The following is a 24,672-nucleotide window of genomic DNA, read 5'->3' as shown; positions in this document are numbered from 1 at the left end:
CTTACGCCGCCGCCTCTGCCGGCACGCGCGCACCGACACGCGCGATTGCATCGCGCAACACCTCGATGCCGGCGCCCGGCTTCACCCCCTGCTCGGCAAGATGGCGACGGAAGGCGCGTGCGCCGGGCACGGCGTGGAATGCGCCGACAAAATGCCGCGTAATCGCATGCAGCCGCGTGCCGCGCGCCAGCTGCTGCTCGATATAGGGCATCATCGCTTCGAGCGCGTCCTGCATGGTTGCATGCGGCGCAGCCTCGCCAAAGATGCCAGAATCGACGGCGAGCAGCCGCCACGGCTCCTGATAAGCAGCGCGGCCGAGCATCACGCCGTCGACGTTTTCGAGATGCGCTTTCGCCTCTTCGATGCTCCGGATGCCGCCATTGATGATGACAGGTACGTTCGGCATCGCGCGCTTGAGCCGGTAGACGCGATCGTAGTCGAGCGGCGGGATATCCCGATTCTCCTTCGGCGACAGACCGTTGAGCCAGGCTTTCCGGGCATGCACGATCAGCGCGTCGCAGCCGGACGCGACCACCGCGCGCGCGAGCGTATCCAGCGCGACTTCCGGATCCTGGTCGTCGATGCCGATGCGGCATTTGACGGTGACGGGAACGGCAACCGCACGCTTCATCGCGTCGACGCACCTCGCCACCAGCTCCGGCTCCGCCATGAGACAAGCGCCAAAGCGACCGTCTTTCACGCGGTCGGACGGACAGCCGACATTGAGGTTGATCTCGTCATAGCCAAACTCCACACCGATCCGCGCAGCCGTCGCGAGCTCGTGCGGATCCGATCCGCCAAGCTGCAGCGCCACCGGATGCTCCACCGCGTCGAACCCAAGCAGCCGGGCCCGGTCCCCATGAATGATGGCGCCAGTGGTCAGCATCTCCGTATAGAGCAGCGCCCGCCGGCTGAGGTGACGGTGGAACACCCGGCAGTGCCGGTCCGTCCAGTCCATCATGGGTGCCACGGAAAAGCGATAGCCTTGATATTTCAACAGTTTATCATATCCTCTCAATGAGAAGAACGTGTCCACTCCAAACTAGCCGAAATTGCACACGTTTGTACCCGTTTTTGACCTTCTGGTGCACACGAAAGCCGGAGTGCACACGCTTGGCGACCTACACACAATTGGCATCTGGAAACTGGCGTGTCCAAGTCCGGCGCAAGACCCGTTATGTGGCCGAGACGTTCCGGAGACGCAAGGATGGCGAAGAATGGGCCTCGCTCAAGAGCGAACTCGGCAATGTGAAACTGCCCGCTCTCAACAGAGAGCAGCCGATACAGAGAGCGGCCGATCGAGTTCGGAAGAAAGGACCCGAGGAATAAGGAGGGAAATGACCAGAAAGTACTTCTGCTCAACTAACAGGTTATGACGCGTGGGAGGTCGTGGGACCAAACTATTCACGTTGAAATTCGGACAATCATTGATCACATGCCTTCCCTGATTACTCTACCCACTCCATCATGAGCAGGTTTGAGCAAGCCGTGGCCAACGAGATCGCTGTCACTCAAGCGAGAGCCATTCTAGCCGGCGGCCCACGGGCCTCCCTTCCTAGTCTAGATGCTGCGATAGCGTTGGATAGAGAGAAGATCGGGCACCATTCCGAGCCCGAGCTCTTCGCCCAGTTCGACGGTGCCGTTCCTGACGTTGCCGATCGGGCCACAAAAACGATCGCGCAAAAGATTGTCGTTGGTATCGACCTCGAGCCAACCGTCGCCACCAACGCCGGCCAAGAGATGCGCCGACGCAAGTAGTCCGATGCCACCGCCGAGATAGTGAGGGCAGAATGTCTTACCCGACTTCAGAATGTCACGCGCGAGAAGCGCGCCGACGCTGAGCCCACCCCATTTGGCGATGTCGGGCTGAACCACGTCGAGCACGTCTTCGGCGAGAACCTCCCTGAATCCCTCGACACTGGAAATGTTTTCGCCAGCAGCAAGCGGCATTGTCGCGGCTAACCGCAGCCTGCGCCATTCCTCACGTGGCCGGTCGGCGCGGACCGGCTCCTCGAGCTCAGCGCAGATCGAACTCAACCAGCCGCGGCAACACCTCCAATGCCTGATTCACCGACCAGGCCTGATTGGCATCGGCGGCGAGCATGCCGGTGCCGACAATACCGCGCAGCGCAGCGAGGTTGGCGAGATCTGTCTCGGCGCCGAAGCCGACCTTCAGCTTCAGCGCACGATGGCCGCGCTTGAGCGCGGCCTCCGCTGTCTGCGCCGCGCCGCCGGGGTTGATACCGCTGGCGTAGACCTTGATCCGGCTCAACTGCCCGCCGAGCAGCCGCCAAAGCGGCAGGCGATGGCGGCGCGCCGAGATATCCCACAGCGCGAGATCGATACCCGCAATCGCTTGCGCGAATGGGCCGGGCTCGCCGCTTTGAAGCGCGAGCACTTCGGTTCCCTTCGTCAGAGTTTCGAAGGCCTGAGCGGGGCTGTCGAACCTGCGTCCGACAAGGCTCGGCGCAAGCACCTCGTTGACGAGCCGGGCGCGGTGCTCGGCGCCGGGAGCTGGAAAGTTGGACCAGGCTTCGCCCCAGCCCTCGACACCGTCTTCGTCGACTGCGCGAACGAAAACGGCGGGACGGTCGAGCATCCTGCCGAACGACGTCACCACCGGTCTCGCCAGCGGATAGCGATAGCAGAACGCCTCGATCGAACGGATGGTGAAGCTGTCGGACATGTTGTAGATCCTGCGATCGAGATGAGACCGCGCGGAACCGCCACCCATCTCAATAGGCGCGCGCGAAGTCACCTTCCTGCTTGATATCGGTGAACACCGGAAAGCGCGCCTTCCACGGCGTTCCTTTGGCGGTGGTCAGTTGGTTGAGCCGTTCCAGCACGCCGAGCCCGTCTTTGCGCAGGCTTGCCGAAACTGCCGCACGGTCCGGGAAATTCTTCAGGACGGCGTCGAGCCAGATGGTACGGCCGGCGAGGAAGCCGCTCGCGCCCGCCGCATAGGAGTAGTCGAGGACGCGCTCGAATTGCTCGGGCGCGGCGCCGCCCGACAGCAACACCCAGGGGATGCTCCGCGCGCGGCAGATGTCGCCGATCGAATCGAACTCCTTCTGCGCAGCTTTCGCCTCCGCGCTGCCGTCACGAGCCGGCAGGCTGTTGGCCGCAAGCGGGCTCTCCAGCTTGAGGAGATCGACACCATATTCGGGCCTGGCGAACTCGCGCACGCTGTCGATGACGAGACCAGGAAGCTTGCCCGGCGATTCCACGTAGTCGGCAGTGTGATTGGCACTGCCGAGGAAGGGATAGACCAGCAGCTCCAGAACATAGGGGATGTCGTGCCGGGCGCAGTCTTCGCCGATCTCGCGCACGAAACGCTTCTGATGTTCGTTCACCGCTGCATCGGCGTCCGGCCGGTACCAGGCCAGTACCTTGACGGCATCGCCGCCCATGGCGCGGATCTTCTCCACACTCCAATTGGTGATCGCGCGCGATTTGCGGCCGCCCGCGGTTTCCTCGACGCGGTGCTCCTCCAGCGTCATGATCAGGCCACAGCGCGGCGGCAGCAGATCGATCGCGGCGGGCACCGCGAAATTCGGGTCAAACAGCATCGAGCTGCAGTGCGGCGAAAGGTTCTCCACGAGAAGACGCTTGGCCGCCGTGACGTCGGAATATGCGACCTGGTCCCGCGCAATGCCTTTTGCTTTCGCAATGGCATCGAACAAGGGCGGCCGCTGATCCAGCGCGACCATGCGAAAGTGACCATCCGCGTCAGCAAGCCGTGCCAGGCCGCGGTTCTTTCCAATCGTTCTCATGGCTTCGTCCTCATGAATGCAAGACACTCGTTGATATCGGGGATTCCGTTACGCCCGCCGGGGTGGCGGCATTTCATGGCGGCCGTGGCCGCCGAAAACGCCATGGCCGCGCCCACGTCGAGCCCGGCGCCGATCGCCAGCGCATAGGCTCCGTGGAAGACGTCTCCCGCGCCCGTCGTGTCGACGACGTCGACGACATAGGCGGCCTGCCGGTGCAACTGGCCGGTCTCGTACCAGCTCACGCCGCCTTCGCCGCGCGTGACGGCGACGACGCGGCAGCCGAAGCGCCCGAGTGCGCCGAGAGATCGGTCTTCGGCCGAGCCGATAAAGGCGGTGAGCGCGGGCTCGGAAAAGATTGCGTGGTCGGTCAGCGGCAACAGTCGCTCGAACACGTCAGGTTCGGCCATATCGCCGTCGAGTACCGTCGGAACGCCGCGTGAGCGCGCCTCGCGGAACAGCGTCGCGGCGCCCTCGACCCAGCGCGGGTCGGCCAGCACGGACGATGCGCGCGCGACGGCCTCGAGCGGAAGCCAATCCGCGGCTTCAGGATAAAGCCCGCGGAAATTTACGATCTGCCGTTCGCCTGAGCTGTCGACGATGACACCGGAGACGGAAGAACGACCATCGGGAAACAGCCGGAAGTTCTCGACATCGACGCCTTCGGCGGTGAAGGCCGTTTTCATCTCATGGCCGGCGGCGTCATTCCCTGCCCGCCCCCAGAAAGCGACGGATGCGCCGAGCTTTGCGGCCGCGACGCTCGCATTGGCGGCCATGCCGCCGCCAAGCGTGCCGTAGCCGGTGGCCCTGATCTTCTCGCTTCCCCCGCGAACTGGCGATCGACGCGCCAGACCTGGTCGAGCGCCGACAGCCCGAGGCAGATCACCTGCACGCACCTGGCCATGGACGCGACGTCCGCCAGCGCTGAGAGATCGCCGATGTTTGCCGGCGCGCTCACCGCAGAACCTGCCCGTTGGCGGCATCGAACAGATGCGTCTTGCCCGGCTGCAGGCGCAGCGCGATGCGATCGCCAACCTTCGGCCGCAGAGTCGGATCGACCCGCGCGATCGCGGAGACGCCGGCGAGATCAAAATGGATCAGCGTATCCGAGCCGAGCGGCTCGACGAGCTTGACGTTGATGGCAATGCCATCGGCAGCATCGGCGGCGACGGCGAAATGTTCGGGACGGATGCCGAGCACGGCGCTGCCGGCCCTGCCCAGGCGGCCGGCGGCCTCGCCATCCAGCGGCACGGCGATTCCACCTTGCGAGAGGATCGCGCGCTCCTGACGCCACTCGACAGGGAAGAAGTTCATCGCGGGCGAGCCGATGAAGCCGGCGACGAACTGGTTGGCGGGCCGCTCGTAGACCGTCTCCGGCGTGTCGTATTGCTGGATCGTGCCGCTCTGGAGCACGACGATGCGGTCGGCCATGGTCATGGCCTCGATCTGGTCGTGGGTGACGAAGACCATGGTGGTCATCAGCTCCTGCGACAGCGCCTTGATCTCGGCGCGCACCTGTCCGCGCAGTTTTGCGTCCAGGTTGGAGAGCGGCTCGTCGAACAGGAAGGCCTTGGGATTGCGCACGATGGCGCGCCCCATGGCAACGCGCTGGCGCTGCCCGCCAGACAGCTCCTTCGGCTTGCGGTCGAGATAGGGCTCGATGTGCAGCAACGCCGCGGCTCGCTTCACCCGGGCGTCGATCTCCGCCTTCGGCGTCCCCCGCAGTTCCAGCGCGAACGACATGTTGTCGTAGACGCGCATGTGCGGATAGAGCGCGTAATCCTGAAATACCATTGCGATGTCGCGCTGCGCGGCCTGCACGCCGTTGACGCGCTTGTCGCCGATATAGAGGTCGCCCGACGAGATCGGCTCGAGGCCAGCGATGATGCGCAGCAGGGTCGACTTGCCGCAGCCGGACGGACCGACGAACACGACGAACTCATGGTCCGCAATCTCCAGATTGAGATCGGGGATCACGGTGAAATTGCCGTAGCGTTTGGTGAGGTTGCGGATCGAGATCGATGCCATGATCAGTCCAGTGCCAACACGGGCTTGATCAGCTCGCCTCTGGCGAAACGGGCAAAATTCTCAGGAAGGGCCGACAGCCCGAACTCACCATCGACAAGGACGCGGTATTCGTCCTTGTATCTGCGCAGTAGCTCCACATTCGGCTCGAAATCCGAGACCGGGAAATAGAAGGTCCGGATCATGTAGAAATCCTTGCGGCGGAAAACCTTGCCTTCCTCGATAATCCAGGGCGCCGCATTTTCACCGACCAAGACCAGCGCGCCGCGCGGCAGGACGAGCTCGATGCCGAGATTGCGCGCCACATGCGCGCCCGAGCACTCCATGATGAGGGCGAAGCGCTTCGAGGTATCGCCGACCGGGTGCGCCTTCGCACCAAAGGATTGCGCGATCTTGAGCCGCGCCGCGTTGGGATCGGCGACGCGGATATCGTCGTAACCGAGCGCGCGAAGCGCCAGGACTACGCCGAGGCCGACGGGTCCTGCCCCCATAACGAGAACGGCTCCGGCCTCTCCGGCTGGCACCACGCGGCTGACAAAGCGCACCGCGTGCGCCGACGTGCCAATGGTGTCGAGCAGCAACGGCGCGAGGCTGTCTTCGATATCGTCAGGCACCGGCAGCAGGCAGTTCTCCGGCACCGGCACGTATTCGGCATAGCCGCCCGGCCTGTTCCAGCCAATCAGGCTCGACACTTCCAGGCACATCTGGGTATCGCCACGCTTGCAGGCCGCGCAATGGTCGCAGTGCAAGGGGATATAGACGGCGCAGCGGCGACCGTGGAAGCGGTGGCCGGGCTGTTCGACCACGCCAAAAATCTCATGGCCGGCGGTGAATTCGGCGCCCTTGTGCCAGAGCTTGAAATCGGAGCCGCATAAAGCGGTGCGCGAGACGCGCACCAGGACTTCACCCGCCCCGACGTCGGGTATCGCCACGCGCTCGACGGTAATGCGGTCGTCGCCATGGAAGACCGCTGCCTGCATGACCGAATTCGGACGAGGTGACAGATTCATAGAGACCTAGCCTTTCACTGCGCCCAGAGTCAGCCCGGACACCAGCCAGCGCTGCACCAGGGCGGCCAGCACCAGCGGCGGTAGCGCGATCAACGTCGCCGCCGCCATGAGGGCGCCCCATTGCGTCGAGCCTTCGCCGATGAAGTTGAAGGCCGCCGCGATCAACGTCTTGGTGTCGCCATTGGAGAGCACCAGCGCAAACAGGAAGTAGTTCCACGAAAAGACGAAGGCGAGGATTGCGGAGACCGCGACACCGGACGCCACCAGCGGCATCGCGATGCGCCAGAGGATGCGCGTGACGCTGCATCCGTCCACCTGCGCCGCCTCGAACACACTGCGCGGGATGGCGTCGAACGACGGCAGCAAAACCCAGATCACGATCGGCAGCGTGATGACGGCATGACTGATGATCAGCGCGGTATAGGAGCCGATCATGCCGATCTGCCGGAACATCACGTACCACGGCAGCAGGAACAACGTGCCCGGCGCCATACGCGCCGCCAGCGTCAGGATCGCCGGCCACGTGATCCGCGTCCAGGACACGGCGAACGCGGCAGGGATTCCGAACAGCAGTCCCAGCGCGGTCGAGCCGACGGTGACGATGAGGCTGTTGAGCGCGTAGCCGAGGAACGGCGTGGTCCTGGTCAATTCGGCGTAGTTTTCCAGCGTCGGGGAGAAGACCAGCGTCGGCGGATAGGCGGTGACCTCGAACGACGGCTTGAACGATGACAGCACCATCCAGACCGTCGGCGCCATGATGAGCACGCCGGCGAGCACGAGCTGGATCGAGTTGAGCCAGCGGATCCAGCGGTCTGTATTGGCGGCATCGTTCATGACGTCACCATGCGACTGCGCCGCGGAGGCGGTTGAAGGCGAGCACGGCACCGAACACGATCGCCGTCAGGGTCAGCATCAGGGCGCTGGCATAACCGATGTTGAAGAACTCGAAGCCGACCCGGAAGCCGTAGATGTTGAGCGTGTTCGAGGCGTTGCCCGGACCACCCTGGGTGGTGATGTAGATGATGTCGAAGAAGCGCAAGAGATCGACGCTTCGCAGGATGGCCGCGGTGACGATGGTCGGCAGAAGCAGCGGCAACGTGATGCGCTGGAAGGTCTTGAACGGAGACGCTCCGTCGATCTGCGCAGCCTCGTAGACGCTCGGCGGCAGGGATTGCAGGCCGCCCAACACGATCAGGGCGACGTAAGGCGTCCACTGCCAGCTGTCGATCAGCGCCACGGTTGGGATGACCCACGTCGGCGAGGCCAGCCAGTCAGACGGCGGCAGCCCGAACGACTGGAGAATATAATTGGCCGCACCGAGCGATGGATCGAGGATCACCAGCCACATCATGCCAGCCACCACCGGCGGCATCATGAATGGCGAGATGAACAACGAGCGCACGATGCCCGGCAGCCGCTTGGCGTGGAACAGTACCAGCGCCAGCCAGACGCCGAACACGAGTTGCAGCACCAGCGACAGCAGGAACAACGCAATGGTGATCCACAGCCCGTGCCAGAACTCGTAATCGGAGATCAGCTTGGAATAATTGGCTAGACCCGCGAAGGACTGCTTGCCGGTCGAGGAGAAGGTCTGGAAGCCGAGCCAGATCGTATAGGCGACCGGAAACGCAATCATCGCAACCGTGAAGATCACGGCCGGGGCCGAAAGCGCCGCCATCTCCAGCTTCTGCCGGTCCTGCGTGAGTGTCGCAGTCGTATCAGACATGCGTTCGTGTCCTCGATCGAATTAGACGCCGGCCGGCAGCGAGCCGGCCGGCATCGGGCGTTCAGTTCAGCGCGATCAGCGCGTCGAGCGCCTTGTCGGCATCCGCGCAGGCCTGGTCGATTGGCTTCTGCTTCAGGATCAGATCCTGCACCGCCTGGCCGATGAACTCGCGCGATTGCGGATTGGCGACGATGGGATAGCCGACTTCGGACGTGCCCTTGGTGGCGAGCACATCGAGCGCAGCCTGCCATTCCTTGCGAACCGGCTCTTCGTCGATCCACTTGCGGTATTCGGGATCGTTGGCGACCGACGGCCGCGGCGGGGCAATGCCCTGGAGCGCCATCTTCTTCTGCACCTCCGGGCTGGTCGCCCATTGCACGAAATACCAGGCCGCATCCGGTTGCTTGCTGTGCGAGGACACCGCCATGCCCCAACCGATCGTGGTCGGCACCTGGCCGGCTTCGCCCGCCGGGAACGGCAGCAGGCCAGTATCCTTCAACCGCGCGCCGCCATCCATCACCGTGCGCAACTCGTTCGACGACTCAAATGCCATCGCGGCGCGGCCGCTGCGGTAGAGCGCCGAAATCTGCTGGAAGCTGTAGTTGACGACGCCTGGCGGTCCGAAATCGCGCAGCAGCCGGCTATAGGTGTCGAGCGCTTCCTTGCCCTTGGCCGAGCACAGGTTCGACTTGCCGTTGGCGATATAGGTGCCGCCGATATTGTGCAGCATGTTGCTGAAGGTGTAGGCGACCGCGGGCTTGAGACCGCGGGAAACGAACGGTGTCACCGTGCTGTCGCAAGTCTTGATCTTCTCGGCCGCAACCTCGACGTCCTTGATGGTCTTCGGCGCATCGAGGCCGCACTTCTTGAAGATGTCGGTGCGGTAATAGAAGATCGGGCCTTCGAGATTCATCGGCATGCTGGTGAGCTTGCCGCCGAATGTCGCGGCCTTGAGCAGAGCCTGGCTCAGCCCGTTCGGATCATAATCCTTTGCCACATCGTTCTTGGCCATCGCGGTAAGATCGCCATACCAGCCGGCGGCAGCGAACTGCTCGCCCTCGCGCGAGGGCAGCGTCATGAACACGTCGACCTCGTCGCTGTTCGCATTCATGACGGTGACCAGACGCTGGCGCATCTGCTGTTCCTGATAACCGTCGACCTTGAGGGTCATGCCGGTCAGCTTCTCGAAATCGGCTTTATAAGTCAGCAGCGCCTGCGAGACCGGATTGTTGTTGGCGAGAAAGGTGACGGTCTTGCCCTTGAACTTCATCCAGTCGAAATCAGCCGCGCGTGCCTGCGCACTGACGGCAATCGCGAGAACGGGCAGCGCGACATGCGTCGCGAGCATCCTGGCCTTCATCGAACTCTCCTCCCGGCTGGCCGCCATAAGCTGGCGGACCATTTTGAATGCATTCAGCATCACTTGAAAACGGTTACAAAATAGACCTCATATCCGCCGTGTCAAGCGATGGACAAGCCCTAATATCTGAGACAAACTGGTGCTCCTGCGCTAACGCACAGTCGGCGTGGCCATATGTAACGTTACATTCATGAGACTGACCAACGTCAAATCCGTGAAACAGGGCATCCGCGCCGTGGCGGCGCGCGCCGGCGTATCGACGGCGTCGGTCTCGCGTGCCCTCAACCATCCCCATGCAGTCAGCCCATCCCTGCGGGCACGCATCGAACAGGCCATCGAGGCGCTCGGCTACATCCCGCATGCGCCCGCACGCATCCTGTCGTCACGGCGCTCGCGCACTCTTGGCGCCATCGTGCCGACGATCGACAATACCATGTTCGCGCGCGGCATTGCCTCTCTGCAGCAGTACCTCTCGTCGGTCGGATACATGCTGTTTCTCACCACGAGCGGCTATGATCTCGACGTCGAGCTGGAGCAGGCGCGCAACCTGATCAGCCGCGGCGTCGACGGCCTGGTGCTGCGCGGCGATTGTCATCATGACGGATTGCGCAAGCTGCTCGCGGACAATGCGGTGCCCTTCATCAATGTCGGCATCTATCAGCCCGACCGCCCTTACCCTTGCGTCGGAACCGACAACGAAGCTGCCGCTCACCGCGCGGCTGCACATGTCATCGAGCTCGGGCACCGCCGCATCGGAATCGTCTCGGCGCTTCAGCGCAACAACGACCGCGCCAGCGCGCGCGTCGCCGGCTTTCGCCGCGCGCTCGTCGAGAACGACCTTGAGCTGCCCCCGCAATGGCACGTCGAGGTACCTTATACGCTCGACGATGCGCGCGAGGCGGCGCGCTATCTCCTCTGCCTCGACCACCGCCCGACTGCCGTGGTGTGCGGCAATGACGTCATCGCTTACGGCGTGCTGCTCGAGGCGGAACGCAGCGGCTTTTCAGTGCCGCGCGACTTGTCGGTCATCGGCTTCGATGACCTCGACTGGAGCCGCCATCTGCGACCGAGCCTGACCACGATCCATGTTCCGACCGGAGAAACCTGGCAGCGCGCGGGAGAATATCTGGTGCGCAACCTCGCTGGCGAGCAGACCATCATCCACCGCGAAATCGACTTCTCGCTGGTGGTCCGCGAATCGACGGCTCCGCCCCTCAAATCCTGAGACCTCCCGATGAATTCCAATTTTTCGTTGCCCCCGGCTTTCATGCCGTCGTAATCGGCGGTGCCGGCGACATTGGCTCCGCGATCAGCAACCAGTTCTGCGATCTTGGAGCGACGGTAACGGCAACCGGTGCCAATGAGGCCGATCTCGCGCGCACCTTGCTCAAACCACGTGCGGACCTGACGCTCGCGACGTTGGATGTGACGAACGACGCCGCCGTGACGTCATTCGCGCGAGAGCAGAAGCGCGTCGACGCGCTCATTAACTGCGCCGGCATTCTCGCTCGCGACAAGGAATTCGAGATCGAGACTTTCATGAAGGTGCTCGACGTCAATCTCACCGGCACGTTCCGGACCTGCATGGCTTTCCGCCCGATGCTGGCGGAGCAGAAGGGCTCGATCGTCAACATCGCCTCGATGAATGCGACCTTGGCGCTGCCGCGGATTCCAGCCTATTGCGCCAGCAAGGGCGGCGTCGTGATGCTGACCAAGGCGCTCGCTCTGAAGTGGGCTGAGGAAGGCATCCGCGTCAATGCGGTTGCGCCCGGCTATATCGAAACAGCCATCAACGCTCCGGGTCGAACCGATCGCGTGCATTATCAACGCATCGCCGACCGCACCGCGTTCAAGCGCTGGGGACAGCCGGAGGATGTCGCGGGCGCCGTCGCTTTTCTTTGCATGCCGGCTTCGCAATACGCGACCGGCACAGTGGTCGCGGTGGATGGCGGGTTTCTCGCGGGGTAGCGGCCAGCACAAAACGACATCGTCCGCTCTTCGAGAAGAAAGCTGCCGATCCTATGCAACCGGCCGGAAACCTAGCTTCTCATTCGCAATAGACTATCGGCTTTCGCACTTCACAGGCCTACCCACCCTAGATGTCGTAAGATCTTTCTCGATCTCTCGGTGCACACGTCGTGTACACGCACCCCTAACCGATTGATAAACCCAGATTGGGTTGCGACACTTATCGACAAACAGGAAGCTGTTGCTGCTTCCGACGCAGGCGCCTCACTACAGCTTGTCTCGAGGATTTCCTTGTCCGTGATCTTGAACTCCTCAATATCGAGACGATTGAGGTCGGCGATATAGACCGGTGGCACGACGTTTCTCCAGTCCCGGAATATGTCTAGACATTATCCGTCGCCTTGAGGGTGTTAATGTCACGCGCGGCGCGAGGGCGACGCATTCATTCTCATCTGTGCTCCAACATTAGGCCTTTTTAACGCTACAGATGCCCCATCGATTCAAGCGGCCTCGTCTCGCAAATGGTACCAGCGATACAGCATGCGCTGGCCGATCCGGCGGAACGGAGAGAACGTATGGGTCGGCAACGGCGAGTTGAAGATCGGCAAGTCCTCGCCCCCGAAGCGTTGCCCCGCGATCATCTGCGCCATGCGTCGCCCCGCCTGCGCCGAATAGGACACGCCGTTGCCACCGTAACCGAGCGCGTAGACGAGCTTGCTGCGGCTGTCAGGTTTGACGATCCTGGGCATCATGTCGTGGCTGACGTCGACCCAGCCCCACCACGAATAGTCGATCTCGATGCCCTGCAGCGCCGGAAGCTTGCGATGCAGCCCATCGATCAACAATTGCAGATGCTTGGGATGGTCGGCGTCGGCGCCGGTGATCGAAGAACGGCTGCCGATCTGCACGCGGTTGTCGGGCAAGAGCCGATAGTAGAACCGCAGCGTCCTGGTGTCGGTCAACACCAGCCTCGTCTTGAATCCAGTCGCCTCGAGCTTCGGCTACGGTCAACGGCCGCGTTACGATCGAGTTCGATAGGATCGGCATGCAGCGGCCACGGAGCAGCGGCGTCATGCCGGGTGCAGTGTAAGCGCCAGTGGCGATACCGACCGCACGCGCCTTCACCGTTCCGCTTGGCGTGCGCAGATGAAACGCGCCGCCGCGTTCCTCGATCTCGATCACCGGACTACCCGGATGGATCTTGGCGCCGGCCGCGCGCGCCATCTGCTGATAGCCGAAGGCGAGCTTGGCTGGATGTACGCCGGTGCCGCGCGGCTCCAGCACCGCGCCAACCGCTTCAGCCTCGTTCAGGTAATCGCGGCGCAGTTCGTCCGCTCCGATCACGCGGGTCGGCTCGCCAAACACCTTCGTGAGCACTTCGGCTTCGGCGGCGATCTTGTCGAGATTGCGTCTGCGATGCGCGATGTAGAGATGCCCGCCGCGTTGCGGCTCGCAATCGACCGGGCTCTGCCGGACCATGTCCTCGAACGTGTCGAAACCGTCGCAGATCTCGGCGTGCATCCGCTTCGCGACATCGAGGCCCCAGCGCGCAATCCATTGTGAGCGGGTCAGGCGGCCGGAGGCATTCTGACCCTGGCCACCATTGCGCGTGCTGCAGCCCCAGGCGACGCGGTTGGCTTCGAGTACCAGCGGCTTGATACCGTGCTCGCGGGCCAGGAAGGTCGCGCAAGCAAGACCGGTGAATCCGGAGCCTACGATCGCGACATCGGTGTCGACATCGCGCGTGATGGGACCGTCGTCTTCCGGCGGCGCACCGGCGGTCGCGAGCCAGTAGGTAGGTGCGTAGTCGCGGTTGCGGCCGGGGCTTTCGCTCACGAGCGGATCGTAATGCGGATCATAGGCGGCAAGCGGCGGTATCTTGACCGGCTTGTTCATCACGCAACCGCCCTGCCCGTCTTGGCCGGCTGCTGAGGCCGATCCTTGCGGAACGCGCTCTTGCTGCAAATCCTGTTGCCGCGGAAGCCGAACAAGTCGCAGCCCTCGGCCTCGATCCTGCTGCCGTCCTTTGTCGTTGCCCGGAAAATCCATTCCGAAATGCCGCGATCGCCGAACACCGCGTGGCGCGTGCACTCCCAGCTGACATCCGGAAACATCGCGAATGTGCTCTCGAACGCGGCGCGGACGTCGGGGGCACCTTGGATGCGACGGCCGCAGATCTCTGGCCCGGCGGCGGCATCGAAAACAACATCGTCGGTCATTCCGGCCATCACGCCGGCGCCGTCATGGCGATTGAAAGCATCGAACACCTGCTCCAGGGTCTTCAACCGCTCGTTTTCCAGATCGGACATTGGAATCCTATGCTGACTGACCGCCGCAGCATTCGCCGCGACGGGCCGCGGTCCTTCTCACGGCTTCGCGGGCAATCTGTCACGACGGGCGGCCGCGTCCTTAGAACCAGATGGGGCGCGATCTGCGGACCAGAATGCGCACGCCCGGAACTGGCCCAATCGCTTGACACGGGCTGGACCTTCGCCCAGGCGGCGAAATGGCCAAGGTGGCGCCATGATCGATATCGCCACACGCATCAATCCCGCCGTTTCGGCAGTGATCTCGCAGCTTCAGGGCCGCCATCTCATCGCCAACGAGCTGGTTCCGGCGGCCGCCGGCGCCACGCTCGACGTGATTGATCCGGCCACAGGTCAACTCATCGGTGTCGCTCCCGCCGCGCAATCGAAGGACGTCGCGCGCGCAGTGGGCGCTGCAGTGGCGGCGTATCCAGGCTGGGCGGCGACGCCGGCGCGGCAGCGCGGCAAGCTGATCGCCGACGCCATCCACCGGCTCGCTGACCACGCTGAAATCATTGCGACCGTGCTGGCGCTGGAGACCGGCAAAGCCATCCGCACCGAATGCCGTGGCGAGGTCACCACCGCCATCGATATCGCTGCTATGTATGCGGGCCTCGCATCTGAGCTCAAAGGCGAGACGCTGCCATTCGATCCGCAGATCCTTGCCTACACCAGTCGCGAGCCGCTCGGCGTGGTGGCTGCAATCCTGCCATGGAACGTGCCTCTCGTGCTGATGATGCTCAAGATCGCGCCAGCGCTGATCGCAGGCAATACGGTCGTGGTAAAGGCCTCCGAGGAGGCGCCCTTTGCCACGATCGAGATGGCGCGGCAACTCGCGGAGCTGTTGCCGGCCGGCGTCATCAATGTGATCTGCGGAACCGGGCGGGACTGCGGCGCGGCACTGGTCGAGCATCCCGCGGTGGCCAAAGTGACCTTCACCGGCTCGCAGGCGGTCGGCGAATTGATCTACCAGACCGCAGCACGCAAGATCATTCCAGTCAGCCTCGAGCTCGGCGGCAAGAGCCCGATGATCGTCTATGGCGATGCCGACCTGGCCCGCGTCGTCGCCGGCGCGATCGCCGGCATGCGCTTCACCCGGCAAGGCCAGAGCTGCACCGCGGCGAGCCGGATCTATGTGCATGCCTCGTTGTTCGACGCAGTTTTCGCTGCGTTGCAAGAAGCCGCCGCTAAGCTTGTGATCGGTGATCCGCTCGACGAGGCAACCGACATCGGCACTGTGATCTCACAACGTCAGAAAGCCAGGATCGAGTCCTATCTTGCGATCGGCGAACGCACGGCCGGCGCGAAAGTGATGCGTTGCGGCGAACTGCCCCGCGCGGGCCACCTCACCGATGGACTCTTCTTGCAGCCGACCATCGTCACTGGGCTCAACGAAGACAGCCCGCTGATGCGCGAGGAAATCTTCGGGCCCGTCGTCTGTATTCAGTCGTGGGACGAGGAAGACGACGTCATCGCCCGCGCCAATGACAGCGAACTCGGCCTGGCGGCGACCGTGTGGACGCACGATTTGCGCACAGCTTTGCGTGCCGTGCGGCGGATCGACGCCGGCTATGTCCAAGTCAACCAGAACCTGACGATCCAGCCCAACCTCAGCTATGGCGGCTTCAAAAAATCGGGCCTTGGCAAGGAAGCCTCGCTCGAAGCGATGCTTGAGCATTTCACCAGGAAAAAACCGTCGTCATCGACATGAGATGACAATCGCAATGGATGCGCTGATCACTGCGGCGCAGGCAAGCTTTCTGGCCAGCCTGCCGCCGCTCCCGACAATCGTCGCCACCATGACCGCGGTGATGATCGCAGCGGTGCTGCGCGGCTTCACCGGCTTCGGCTTCGCGCTCGCGGCGGTCCCGCTGATGGGACTGTTGTCTGCACCTTCCAAGGCGGTGCCGGTCGCGGTGCTCCTGCAGTTTCTTGGCGGCCTCAACGATCTCAGGCGAAATCATGGTGACTGCCATTGGAGGTCGTTGCGCTGGCTCATCGTCGGCGCGGTGATCGGCTCCCCCTTCGGCGCGGTGGCGCTCTGCGTCGCGCCAGCCCCTGTGGCGCGCATCGTCATCGCCCTGATCACCGCGGGCGCAGTCTATGTCCTGGGCCGCGGTTTCGCGCTGGAGGAAGTTCCATCGCGGCTGGTGACAACCGGGGTCGGTGCCGTCGCTGGCGTCTTCAACGGGCTTGCGGCAATGCCGGGCCCGCCGGCCGTGGTCTATTACATGTGCGGTCCATTCCGTGCGGTCGCTGCGCGCGCCTCGCTTCTGGTCTTCTTCCTTGCTACCTCGATCGCAGCTTTTGCTAGCATCGCTTTGGTTGGACTCGCAAACGCAAGCGTGGTGTGGCTGTCGATCCTGGCGCTACCAGTCATGTTCGGCGGCACCTGGATCGGCGAGCTGGCCTTTCGCTACGGTAGCGAGAGCCTGCACCGCCGCGTCTCGATCGCAAGCCTCGGCGGCGTGGCGCTGCTCAGCGCGCTCAAGGGCGTCAGCGAGCTGATGTGAAAGCTCCGCTCAGGTCCGCCTGCCGAGGTAATCGGCAACGACCCGACCGAGCTTCTCGATTCCGACCTCGATACGATCGGTGCGAATGGAGGAGAAGCCGAGCCGGAAGCAATGCAGGCTGACATTCTCATCCATCGAGAAGACTGCGCCAGGCTCGATCACAACGCCCTGGGCGAGTGCGACCTGCGCCAGCGGGGTCGTGTCGATCCCTTCAGGACAGGCGATCCAGTAATTGGTCGAGCCCGGTCCGCGCGAGAATGTGCAATCGGGCAAATGGATTGGTAGCAAACGATCGAGGATCCTGGCTCGCTCGAGCAGCACCCGGCCGACCTGCGCGAGATGCGTGCGATAGTGACCAAGGCCAATGAACAGCGCGGCGACGCGTTGATTGTTCAGCGGCGGGTGGCGCAGCATGAGCCGCCGCAGCGCGCGCAATTCCCGGATGACCGGCGCCGGTGCGACGACGTAACCAAGGCGAAGGCCCGGCGCCAGTGCCTTCGACAGGCTGCCGACGTACAGTACGCTGTTGTCGCGGTCGAGGCTCTTCAACGGTGGCAGTGCCTCCGATTCCGGCATCAGTTCGCCCTCGTAATCGTCCTCGACCAGCACCACATCACCGACCTTTGCGGCCTGCAGCAGCTCCAGCCTCCGTTGCAGCGGCATCACGGAGGCAGTCGGGCACTGGTGGCTGGCGGTCACATAGGCTAGTGCGCAGTTCGTGAAATTTTCGTCTGGCAGAAGGCCGTGGACGTCGGAGCGCAGCGGAATCACGTCTGGCGTCAGCATCCGGAAAATGTTGCGCGCATCGGGATAACCGGGCTCCTCGATGCCGACCCTGGTCTGTCCGCCGACGAACAAAGTCGCGATCAAATACAACGCGTGCTGGGCGCCGATCGTCATCATGATTTCGTCGGAACGGGCATGGATGCCACGGCGCGGCAACACCTGGAGCTGCAGCTGCTCGATCAGCGCAGGATCGTCGCCATCGATCAGGTCGCGGGCCCAATTATTGATCTCGGGCACGCTGAGTGCGGCGCGCGCACTTTCCCGCCAATCGTTGGTCGGGAACAGGCTCGGGTCGAACTGGCCGAAGATAAAGGGATAGGGCTGCGCCTGCCAATCAGCGGGCTTGCTGATATTGCGATGTGCCGACGGCCGCACCGCGAACCGCGTCGACCAGTTCAGGTCGTCGCGACTTGCGGCCTCCGACGGCCTCGGCCGCGCGGAGGCGACCTTCTTGGAAAGGCCTGCGACGAAATAGCCACTACGCTGGCGGGAAACAAGAAAGTTCTGGTCCACCAGCTGCTCGTAGGCAATCACCACCGTGTTTCGCGCAACCCTGAGCACAGCTGCGAGGTCGCGGCTCGACGGCATTCGCATGCCAAGCGGTAGTCGGCCGTCCTCGATCGCGGCCACTATGATCTGCCGGATCTGCAATTGCAGGAAGGCACCGCCGCGATCCATATCCCGAAACAATGCGCCCCAAAACAACTCGTCGCTGCCCAACGGCGAGGCAGTTCCAAGGGCATTTGCCGCGTTTGCGTGCGACGCGGCAGAATGGGTATCGAGCTGCAGCAATTTTCCCAAGACAATTAACCTGCAAACTTAGGGGCCCAGACGGGCACCGGCATTCCAACATGTCGGGTTTGCAGCTCCCACGCAAGAAGCCTGCCACTGAGCCCAGCGCCACGCGAATGGTGCTGGCCCCATTCGAGCTGACCATCTGGCGCTAGTGCGGTCTCTTCGGCCGCTTCACCTTAGCATCTGCAAAATTACCTTGGGGGCTCGACCTCGTGAGCACAGGCACCATCGTCTTCGCCGCCCGTAAGATCATCACGATGAACCCGTCGCGGCCGGTCGCGACGCATGTTGCGGTGCGGGAAGGTCGTATCGTCGCCACAGGGACGGCGGAGGAATTGTGCGTCGGCGACGCAAAGCTCGACACCAGCTTCATTGACAAGGTGTTGATGCCCGGCTTCGTCGAAGGCCATAGCCACATCATGGAAGGCCTGATGTGGCTGATGCCGTATGTCGGCGCCTTCGACCGCCGCTCCCCGGAAGGTCGCCTCGTCGAGGGTGTCGGCGATATCGATGCGATCGTTGCACGGCTGCAGGAAGCCGAGGCCAAGCTGCAGGATGATCGCGCGCCGCTCTATGCCTGGGGTTACGATCCGCTGCACATCGGCGGCAATATGCTGAGCCGTCACGATCTCGACCGTGTCTCGACAAAGCGGCCGGTGATCGTGGTGCACGCCTCGTTCCACATCAACAACGTCAACAGCCATACGCTCGAACGAGCCGAGTTGATGCACGCAACCAACATCTCCGGCGTCGTTGCTGGCCCTGACGGACTGGCGAGCGGCGAGCTGCAGGGCATCCCGGCTCGGATGCGGCTATTTAGAGCACTCGGCAACAATCTGCTGGCTGGTAACATCACGGAGGCCGACGTCAACCGCTACGCCGCATCCGCTTGCGTGCAGGGCGTTACGACGATTACCGATCTGCACAACGATCTGACCGATCAGACCGTCGAGGTCTACCGCAATGCGACACAAACGCCCCATTTCGGCGTCCGCCTGGTGCCGGCCCTGGCCTCGGCGTCGCATAAGCCCGAGCAGGCGATCGCCAAACTCGAGATGTTGCGCGAGCACTGCAACGACAAGCTCCATTACGGCATCGTCAAGCTGGTGGTCGACGGCTCGATCCAGGGCTTTACCGCGCGGCTGCGCTGGCCAGGCTATCATAACGGCGCCAGTAACGGGCTTTGGTACATCGCGCCCGAAGAATTGCCGCGGCTGGTCGACGCCTATCACCGCGCCGGCATCCAGCTCCACATCCACACCAATGGCGACGAGGCAACCGAGCTGGCGCTTGACGCGATCGAGGCGGCGCAGACGGCGACGCCCCGGCCGGACCATCGCCACACGCTGCAGCATTGCCAGATGGCGGATGCAGCTCAGTTCCGACGGATGAAGACGTTCGGCGTGTGCGTCAATCTGTTTTCCAACCACATCTACTACTGGGGTGACTCGCACTACGCACTGACCATGGGGCCTGAGCGCGCGGAGCGGCTCGACGCCACCGGCACGGCGCAGCGGATCGGCGTACCGTTCGCGATCCACTCGGACGCGCCCGTGACGCCGCTGGCACCGCTGTTCACCGCCTGGTGCGCAGTGAACCGGACCTCCTCAGGCGGCCGCGTGCTCGGCCGCGACACGGAAGCACTCACCGTCGAGCAGGCGCTCGCCGCTGTGACGATCGGCGCCGCTTATACTTTGAAGCTCGACCATCTGGTCGGCAGCATCGAGACCGGCAAATATGCTGATTTCGTCGTGCTGGAAGACGATCCCCTCTCAATCGCCCCACAGGCACTGAAAGACGTCGCGATCTGGGGCACGGTGCTCGGCGGCGTCGCCAGGAAGGCCCCGCGCGCATGAAGCCGTCGTCCGCGACCGTTCCTGTCACTGTGATCGGCGGCTTCCTTGGGGCGGGCAAGACCACGTTCGTCAATCATCTGCTCGCAACCGGCACCGCGCGCACCGCGGTCCTGGTCAATGATTTCGGCGAGATCAACGTCGACGTCTCATTGATCGCGAGCCATGACGGAGATACGATGACGCTGACGAATGGCTGCATCTGCTGCAGCATCGGCACCAGCTTCATCGATACGATGTGCCGGGTTCTTGACGCACCGGTGCCGTATGAGCGGATCGTGATCGAGGCCAGCGGCGTCGGCGATCCCTGGAAGATCGCCGAGATCGCGCTGATCGAGCCAACGCTGCGGCTCGACCGCGTCATCGTCCTCGCGGACGCAAGCCGGATCGCGGAGCTCGTCGACGATGCCCGTGTCGGCGATACCGTGCGCGGCCAGTTCGATCGTTGCGACCTCGTATTGCTGAACAAGAGCGATCTGGTCAACATGGACGAGTTCGCAAGTGCGCGAGAGGCTATACACAGGCTGCGGCCGGACCTCCGCATCATCCAGACTGCGCGCGGCGCAATGCCGAAGTTGACACAACTCGAGACCGGGCGGCAGGTCAGCGCGTTTCGCGTCGATTCGCCGTCGCTCGACGGGATCGATCATGGCACTCAGTTTACGAGCTGGTGCTATCGCCGCAACGGCGCGTTCGATCGCGCAGCGCTCACCGCCGCGCTCGCGGACATGCCGCCGCAGCTTCTGCGCCTGAAGGGCTCTTGCCGGTTCGTGGGCGAGGACGGCTTCGCCGTTTTCCAGATGGTCGAGAAGGTCTCGTCGGTGTCATCCGGCTCGATCGACGACATCGGTCGCACCGCCGACATCGTTCTAGTCGGCGTCGGCACGGCCGACTTGCCGCCGGCCGCTTCACTCGAAGCCATTCTTGACCGCGCACTCGTGGTCGAACCCGTTCCTTTCTGCTCATTTCATCCAGCGGAGTCCTGATCCATGATGTTGTCCAAGCGATCTTTCCTCTCCGGCGCCCTTGGCGGAATGGCCATGGTCGGACTGCCGTTCGAGACGCGCGCACAGTCCGCCGGCGCGGGCGGCGGCACGCTGGTGGTCGGCAGCAGCCAGGTGCCGCGCCACTTCAACGGAGCGGTGCAGTCAGGCATCGCAACTGCTATGCCGAGCTCGCAGATCTTCGCGTCGCCGCTGCGGTTCGACGAGAACTGGAAGCCTCAGCCATACCTGGCGAAGTCCTGGGACGTCGCGGCGGATGGATTATCGGTCACGCTCAAACTGGTCGATGACGCCGTATTCCATGACGGCAAGCCGGTGACGTCGGACGACGTCGCGTTCTCGGTGATGACGATCAAGGAGAACCATCCGTTCAAGACCATGCTGGCCGCGGTGGACAAGGTGGAGACGCCCGATCCGAAGACTGCGGTGATCAAGCTCGCCCATCCGCATCCGGCGATGCTGCTGGCGATGTCGCCGGCGCTGATGCCGATCCTGCCGAAGCACGTCTATGGCGACGGCCAGGACATCAAGACCCATCCGGCAAACCTGAAGCCGATCGGCTCGGGCCCCTACAAATTCGTCGAATACAAGCAGGGCGACTATTACACGCTCGAAAAATTCGACAGATTCTTCATCCCGGGCCGGCCGAAGCTCGACAAGATCGTGGTGCGGCTGATCTCGGACCCGAACGCACTGCTGGTCTCGACCGAGCGCGGCGAGATTCATGCCGCTCCCTTCATCACCGGCGTGCGCGACATCGAGCGCCTCGAAAAGGTGCGGGACCTTGTCGTCACCGACAAGGGGTTCGGCGGCATCGGCGCGCTGAACTGGCTTGCCTTCAACACCAAGAAGAAGCCGCTCGACGACGTACGGGTGCGCCAGGCGATCGCTTACGCCGCGAACCGCGACTTCATCGTCAAGAAGCTGATGGGGGGCAAGGCAACGCCTGCGACGGGCCCCATCGCTCCGGGATCGCCGCTCGACGAGACCAATGTCGAGCAGTATAAATTCGACCCGGAAAAGTCCAAGAAGCTGCTCGACGAGGCCGGGCTGAAGCCCGGCGCCGACGGCATGCGCGCCAGTCTCACGATCGACTACATCCCCGGCGGCGACGAGCAGCAGCGCAATGTCGCGGAATATCTGCGCTCCGCGCTCAAGCGCGTGGGCCTCAATCTCGAGGTCCGCGCCGCGCCGGACTTCCCGACATGGGCGCAGCGGGTGTCGAACTATGATTTCGACCTGACCATGGACAACGTCTACAACTGGGGCGACCCCGTGATCGGCGTCGACCGCACCTACCTGTCCTCCAATATCCGCAAGGGCATCATCTGGTCGAACACCCAGCAATATTCCAACCCCAAGGTCGACGACATCCTCGGCAAGGCCGCGGTCGAGACCTCGCCGGAGAAGCGCAAGGCGCTGTACTCCGAATTCCAGAAGATCGTCGTAGAGGACGTGCCGATCTACTTCATCAACGCGACGCCCTATTACAATGCCTTCGCCAAGGGTCTTGGCGGCCTGCCGACCACGATCTGGGGCGTCGCCTCGCCGCTCGACGAACTGTACTGGGCAACTCCGCCGAAGACCTGATTTAACCTCACGGACGACAAGACCCTTCGCCGATGACCCTGCTCACCCATTTGTTCGGAAGGCTCGCCAACGCCGCCATGCTGCTACTGGCGGTGCTGGTGTTGAATTTCTGCCTGATCCACGCTGCCCCCGGCGATCCGGTGCAGGTGATCGCCGGCGAGATGGGCGGTGCATCGGCGGAGGTGATTGCTGCGCTGCGCGCCAAATATGGGCTCGATCACAGCGTGCTGGAGCAGCTCGTCACCTACCTGCGCAACGTGCTGATGGGTGATTTCGGCTATTCCTACTATTTCAACCAGCCCGTGCTAGGGCTGATCGCGCAACGGCTGCCAGCGACGCTCTATCTGGCGTTTGCTTCGGTCGTCGCGGCAGTCGTGATCGGAACTCTGCTCGGCGTGGTCAGTGCGCGACGTCCGAATGGGGTGCTCAGCCACGCCGTAACCGTGCTGTCGCTCGCGGGCTACGCGGCGCCGATCTTCTGGACCGGCCTGCTGCTGCTGCTGCTGTTTGGACGGGTCTGGCCGGTCCTCCCCGTCAGCGGCATGTCCGACGTGGTGCATCCCAAGGCGGGCCTGGCCTACGCGCTCGACGTCCTGACCCACCTCATCCTCCCATCCGCAACGCTGGCCCTGGTGTTCGTCGCGCAATATTCGCGGCTGGCGCGGGTCAACATGATCGACGTCCTGTCGTCCGACTATGTCCAGACCGCGCGTGCCAAGGGGTTGCCCGAGAGCGTCGTGATCTTCAAGCATGCGCTGCGAAATGCTCTGATCCCTATCGTCACCGTGGTCGGTCTGCAGTTCGGCAATCTGTTCGCCGGCGCCGTGCTGGTCGAGACGGTCTACAGCTGGCCGGGCATGGGCCGGCTGGTGTTCGACTCGATCCTGCGCCGAGACTACCCGACTCTGATGGCGGTGCTGTTCTTCTCCGCAGTGATCGTGATCGCCGCCAATATCGTCACCGACCTCTTGTACCGTCTGATCGATCCGCGCATTCGCGGAGGCGCACGATGAGCACGATGGAGCAAACCCTGATCGTGGCCCGGATCGAACCATCACACGTCGAAGGCGCCGCGAACACGGTCTCCGAGCAGACACCCCCAACACCGGTACGGCCCGTCGCGACAGCGGCGTCGCCGGCCCGCGCGGCCCTGCGTCAATTCCTGCGCAGCCCCTCGGGCGTGGCAGGCGCGATCCTGCTACTGTTGTTGATCCTCGCCACGATCTTCGGACCAATCCTCTATCCGACCGATCCGCTCGAGATCGTCGGCTTGCCATTCTCGCCGCCGGACGCCGACGCGCTGCTCGGGACTGACTATCTCGGCCGCGACGTGCTGGCCGGACTGATCTATGGCGGGCGCGCGACGATGACGGTCGGCGCGGTCGCGGCGCTCATCACCATCGTCATCGGCGTCAGCATCGGTGCACTCAGCGGTTTTTTCGGCGGCTGGATCGATACCCTGCTGACGAAGATTTCCGAATTCTTCCAGGTGCTGCCGCCGCTTCTGTTCGCGATGGTCCTGGTGACGCTGTTCGGGCCGAAGCTGACGACCATCACCATCGCCATCGGCGCGGTGAGCTGGCCCGCGGCGGCGCGGCTGACACGCGCGGAGTTCATGCGGCTGCGCGACCTCGACTTCATCAAGGCCTCACGTGCCGCCGGCGCCGGCAACTGGCACCTGATCATGCGTGTCGTGCTGCCGAACGCGCTGCCGCCGATCATCGTGTCGGCGACCCTGGCGATCGGCGTCGCCATTCTGTTCGAGGGCGGTTTGAGCTTCCTCGGCCTCGGCGACCCCAACACCATGAGCTGGGGCCTGATGATCGGCCAGAACCGCAACTATGTGCTCGACGCCTGGTGGGCGGTGACATTCCCTGGCGCGGCGATCTTCCTCGCGGTGCTGGCGGTGAGCCTGGTCGGCGATGGCATCAACGATGCGGTCAATCCGCGGTTGCGACGGAGGTGA

General features: G+C 63.5%; 19 protein-coding genes and 2 pseudogenes. 9 read left to right on the top strand and 12 right to left on the bottom strand.

All coding sequences use genetic code 11. The features are described 5' to 3' along the window. Position 1: 1 nt before the first annotated feature. The 9 genes and pseudogenes from dusA to ACQ86E_RS26765 form a co-directional block, all read right to left on the bottom strand. Complete coding sequence (gene dusA / locus ACQ86E_RS26805; RefSeq protein WP_431202547.1) at positions 2-997, bottom strand: tRNA dihydrouridine(20/20a) synthase DusA; 996 nt, start codon at positions 995-997, stop codon at positions 2-4. 563 nt (positions 998-1,560) lie between these two features. After that, positions 1,561-2,686 (bottom strand): annotated as a pseudogene (locus tag ACQ86E_RS26800) (mandelate racemase/muconate lactonizing enzyme family protein). Between the two features lie 49 nt (positions 2,687-2,735). Next, positions 2,736-3,773 (bottom strand): tagatose 1,6-diphosphate aldolase, encoded by a 1,038-nt coding sequence (locus ACQ86E_RS26795; RefSeq protein WP_431202546.1) that lies wholly within the window; start codon positions 3,771-3,773, stop codon positions 2,736-2,738. Next, the gene (locus ACQ86E_RS26790) at positions 3,770-4,546 is read right to left on the bottom strand and encodes a PfkB family carbohydrate kinase (RefSeq protein WP_431202545.1); all 777 of its coding nucleotides are present in this window, start codon (positions 4,544-4,546) and stop codon (positions 3,770-3,772) included. The genes ACQ86E_RS26795 and ACQ86E_RS26790 overlap by 4 nt, the downstream gene beginning before the upstream one ends. Positions 4,547-4,724: 178 nt before the next feature. Beyond that, a complete protein-coding gene (locus ACQ86E_RS26785; RefSeq protein WP_431202544.1) occupies positions 4,725-5,798 on the bottom strand; it encodes an ABC transporter ATP-binding protein in 1,074 nt (357 codons plus the stop codon). Between the two features lie 2 nt (positions 5,799-5,800). Continuing rightward, positions 5,801-6,805 (bottom strand): zinc-dependent alcohol dehydrogenase family protein, encoded by a 1,005-nt coding sequence (locus ACQ86E_RS26780; protein WP_431202543.1) that lies wholly within the window; start codon positions 6,803-6,805, stop codon positions 5,801-5,803. 6 nt (positions 6,806-6,811) lie between these two features. Continuing rightward, the gene (locus ACQ86E_RS26775; RefSeq protein ID WP_431202542.1) at positions 6,812-7,639 is read right to left on the bottom strand and encodes a carbohydrate ABC transporter permease; all 828 of its coding nucleotides are present in this window, start codon (positions 7,637-7,639) and stop codon (positions 6,812-6,814) included. 4 nt (positions 7,640-7,643) lie between these two features. After that, positions 7,644-8,531: a carbohydrate ABC transporter permease gene (locus ACQ86E_RS26770; RefSeq protein ID WP_431202541.1), complete on the bottom strand. Its 888-nt coding sequence runs from the start codon at positions 8,529-8,531 to the stop codon at positions 7,644-7,646. Between the two features lie 61 nt (positions 8,532-8,592). Beyond that, entirely contained in the window at positions 8,593-9,891 is a 1,299-nt protein-coding gene (locus ACQ86E_RS26765) for an ABC transporter substrate-binding protein (protein WP_431202540.1), read from the bottom strand. 190 nt (positions 9,892-10,081) lie between these two features. Between ACQ86E_RS26765 and ACQ86E_RS26760 the strand changes: the two genes are divergently transcribed. Together ACQ86E_RS26760 and ACQ86E_RS26755 are read left to right on the top strand one after the other, a co-directional pair. After that, positions 10,082-11,116, top strand: coding sequence for a LacI family DNA-binding transcriptional regulator (locus ACQ86E_RS26760; protein WP_431202539.1), 1,035 nt, complete (start codon positions 10,082-10,084; stop codon positions 11,114-11,116). Then, entirely contained in the window at positions 11,014-11,859 is an 846-nt protein-coding gene (locus ACQ86E_RS26755) for an SDR family NAD(P)-dependent oxidoreductase (protein ID WP_431206572.1), read from the top strand. Before ACQ86E_RS26760 ends, ACQ86E_RS26755 begins: the two co-directional genes overlap by 103 nt. A gap of 500 nt (positions 11,860-12,359) precedes the next feature. Here the strand turns inward: ACQ86E_RS26755 and ACQ86E_RS26750 are convergent. Further along, positions 12,360-13,755: pseudogene (locus ACQ86E_RS26750) on the bottom strand (NAD(P)/FAD-dependent oxidoreductase). Then, the gene (locus ACQ86E_RS26745) at positions 13,755-14,168 is read right to left on the bottom strand and encodes a nuclear transport factor 2 family protein (protein WP_431202538.1); all 414 of its coding nucleotides are present in this window, start codon (positions 14,166-14,168) and stop codon (positions 13,755-13,757) included. The pseudogene ACQ86E_RS26750 and the gene ACQ86E_RS26745 overlap by 1 nt, the downstream one beginning before the upstream one ends. Positions 14,169-14,382: 214 nt before the next feature. On the opposite strand from ACQ86E_RS26745, the gene ACQ86E_RS26740 reads away from it, so the two are divergent. Continuing rightward, positions 14,383-15,876, top strand: coding sequence for an aldehyde dehydrogenase family protein (locus tag ACQ86E_RS26740; RefSeq protein ID WP_431202537.1), 1,494 nt, complete (start codon positions 14,383-14,385; stop codon positions 15,874-15,876). A 1-nt stretch (position 15,877) separates the two neighbouring features. Further along, positions 15,878-16,678, top strand: coding sequence for a sulfite exporter TauE/SafE family protein (locus tag ACQ86E_RS26735; protein ID WP_431202536.1), 801 nt, complete (start codon positions 15,878-15,880; stop codon positions 16,676-16,678). A gap of 9 nt (positions 16,679-16,687) precedes the next feature. Here ACQ86E_RS26735 and ACQ86E_RS26730 read toward each other — a convergent pair whose 3' ends face one another. Beyond that, entirely contained in the window at positions 16,688-18,154 is a 1,467-nt protein-coding gene (locus tag ACQ86E_RS26730) for a PLP-dependent aminotransferase family protein (RefSeq protein ID WP_431202535.1), read from the bottom strand. Between the two features lie 362 nt (positions 18,155-18,516). Between ACQ86E_RS26730 and ACQ86E_RS26725 the strand changes: the two genes are divergently transcribed. Genes ACQ86E_RS26725 through ACQ86E_RS26705 form a run of 5 tightly spaced genes read left to right on the top strand, consistent with a single transcriptional unit; the run spans position 18,517 to position 24,672 of the window. Beyond that, positions 18,517-20,115, top strand: a complete 1,599-nt coding sequence (locus ACQ86E_RS26725) for an amidohydrolase (protein ID WP_431206571.1) — start codon at positions 18,517-18,519, stop codon at positions 20,113-20,115. Beyond that, complete coding sequence (locus ACQ86E_RS26720) at positions 20,112-21,098, top strand: CobW family GTP-binding protein (protein WP_431202534.1); 987 nt, start codon at positions 20,112-20,114, stop codon at positions 21,096-21,098. The genes ACQ86E_RS26725 and ACQ86E_RS26720 overlap by 4 nt, the downstream gene beginning before the upstream one ends. Before the next feature lie 3 nt (positions 21,099-21,101). Further along, complete coding sequence (locus ACQ86E_RS26715; protein WP_431202533.1) at positions 21,102-22,706, top strand: ABC transporter substrate-binding protein; 1,605 nt, start codon at positions 21,102-21,104, stop codon at positions 22,704-22,706. Between the two features lie 32 nt (positions 22,707-22,738). Next, the gene (locus ACQ86E_RS26710; RefSeq protein ID WP_431202532.1) at positions 22,739-23,719 is read left to right on the top strand and encodes an ABC transporter permease; all 981 of its coding nucleotides are present in this window, start codon (positions 22,739-22,741) and stop codon (positions 23,717-23,719) included. After that, entirely contained in the window at positions 23,716-24,672 is a 957-nt protein-coding gene (locus tag ACQ86E_RS26705) for an ABC transporter permease (protein WP_431202531.1), read from the top strand. The genes ACQ86E_RS26710 and ACQ86E_RS26705 overlap by 4 nt, the downstream gene beginning before the upstream one ends.

It is taken from the genome of Bradyrhizobium betae, from assembly GCF_050632175.1.
GTDB lineage: Bacteria > Pseudomonadota > Alphaproteobacteria > Rhizobiales > Xanthobacteraceae > Bradyrhizobium > Bradyrhizobium betae_B.
Note: the sequence above shows the minus strand (reverse complement) of the source record. Positions and strands in the feature narration are given on the sequence as shown.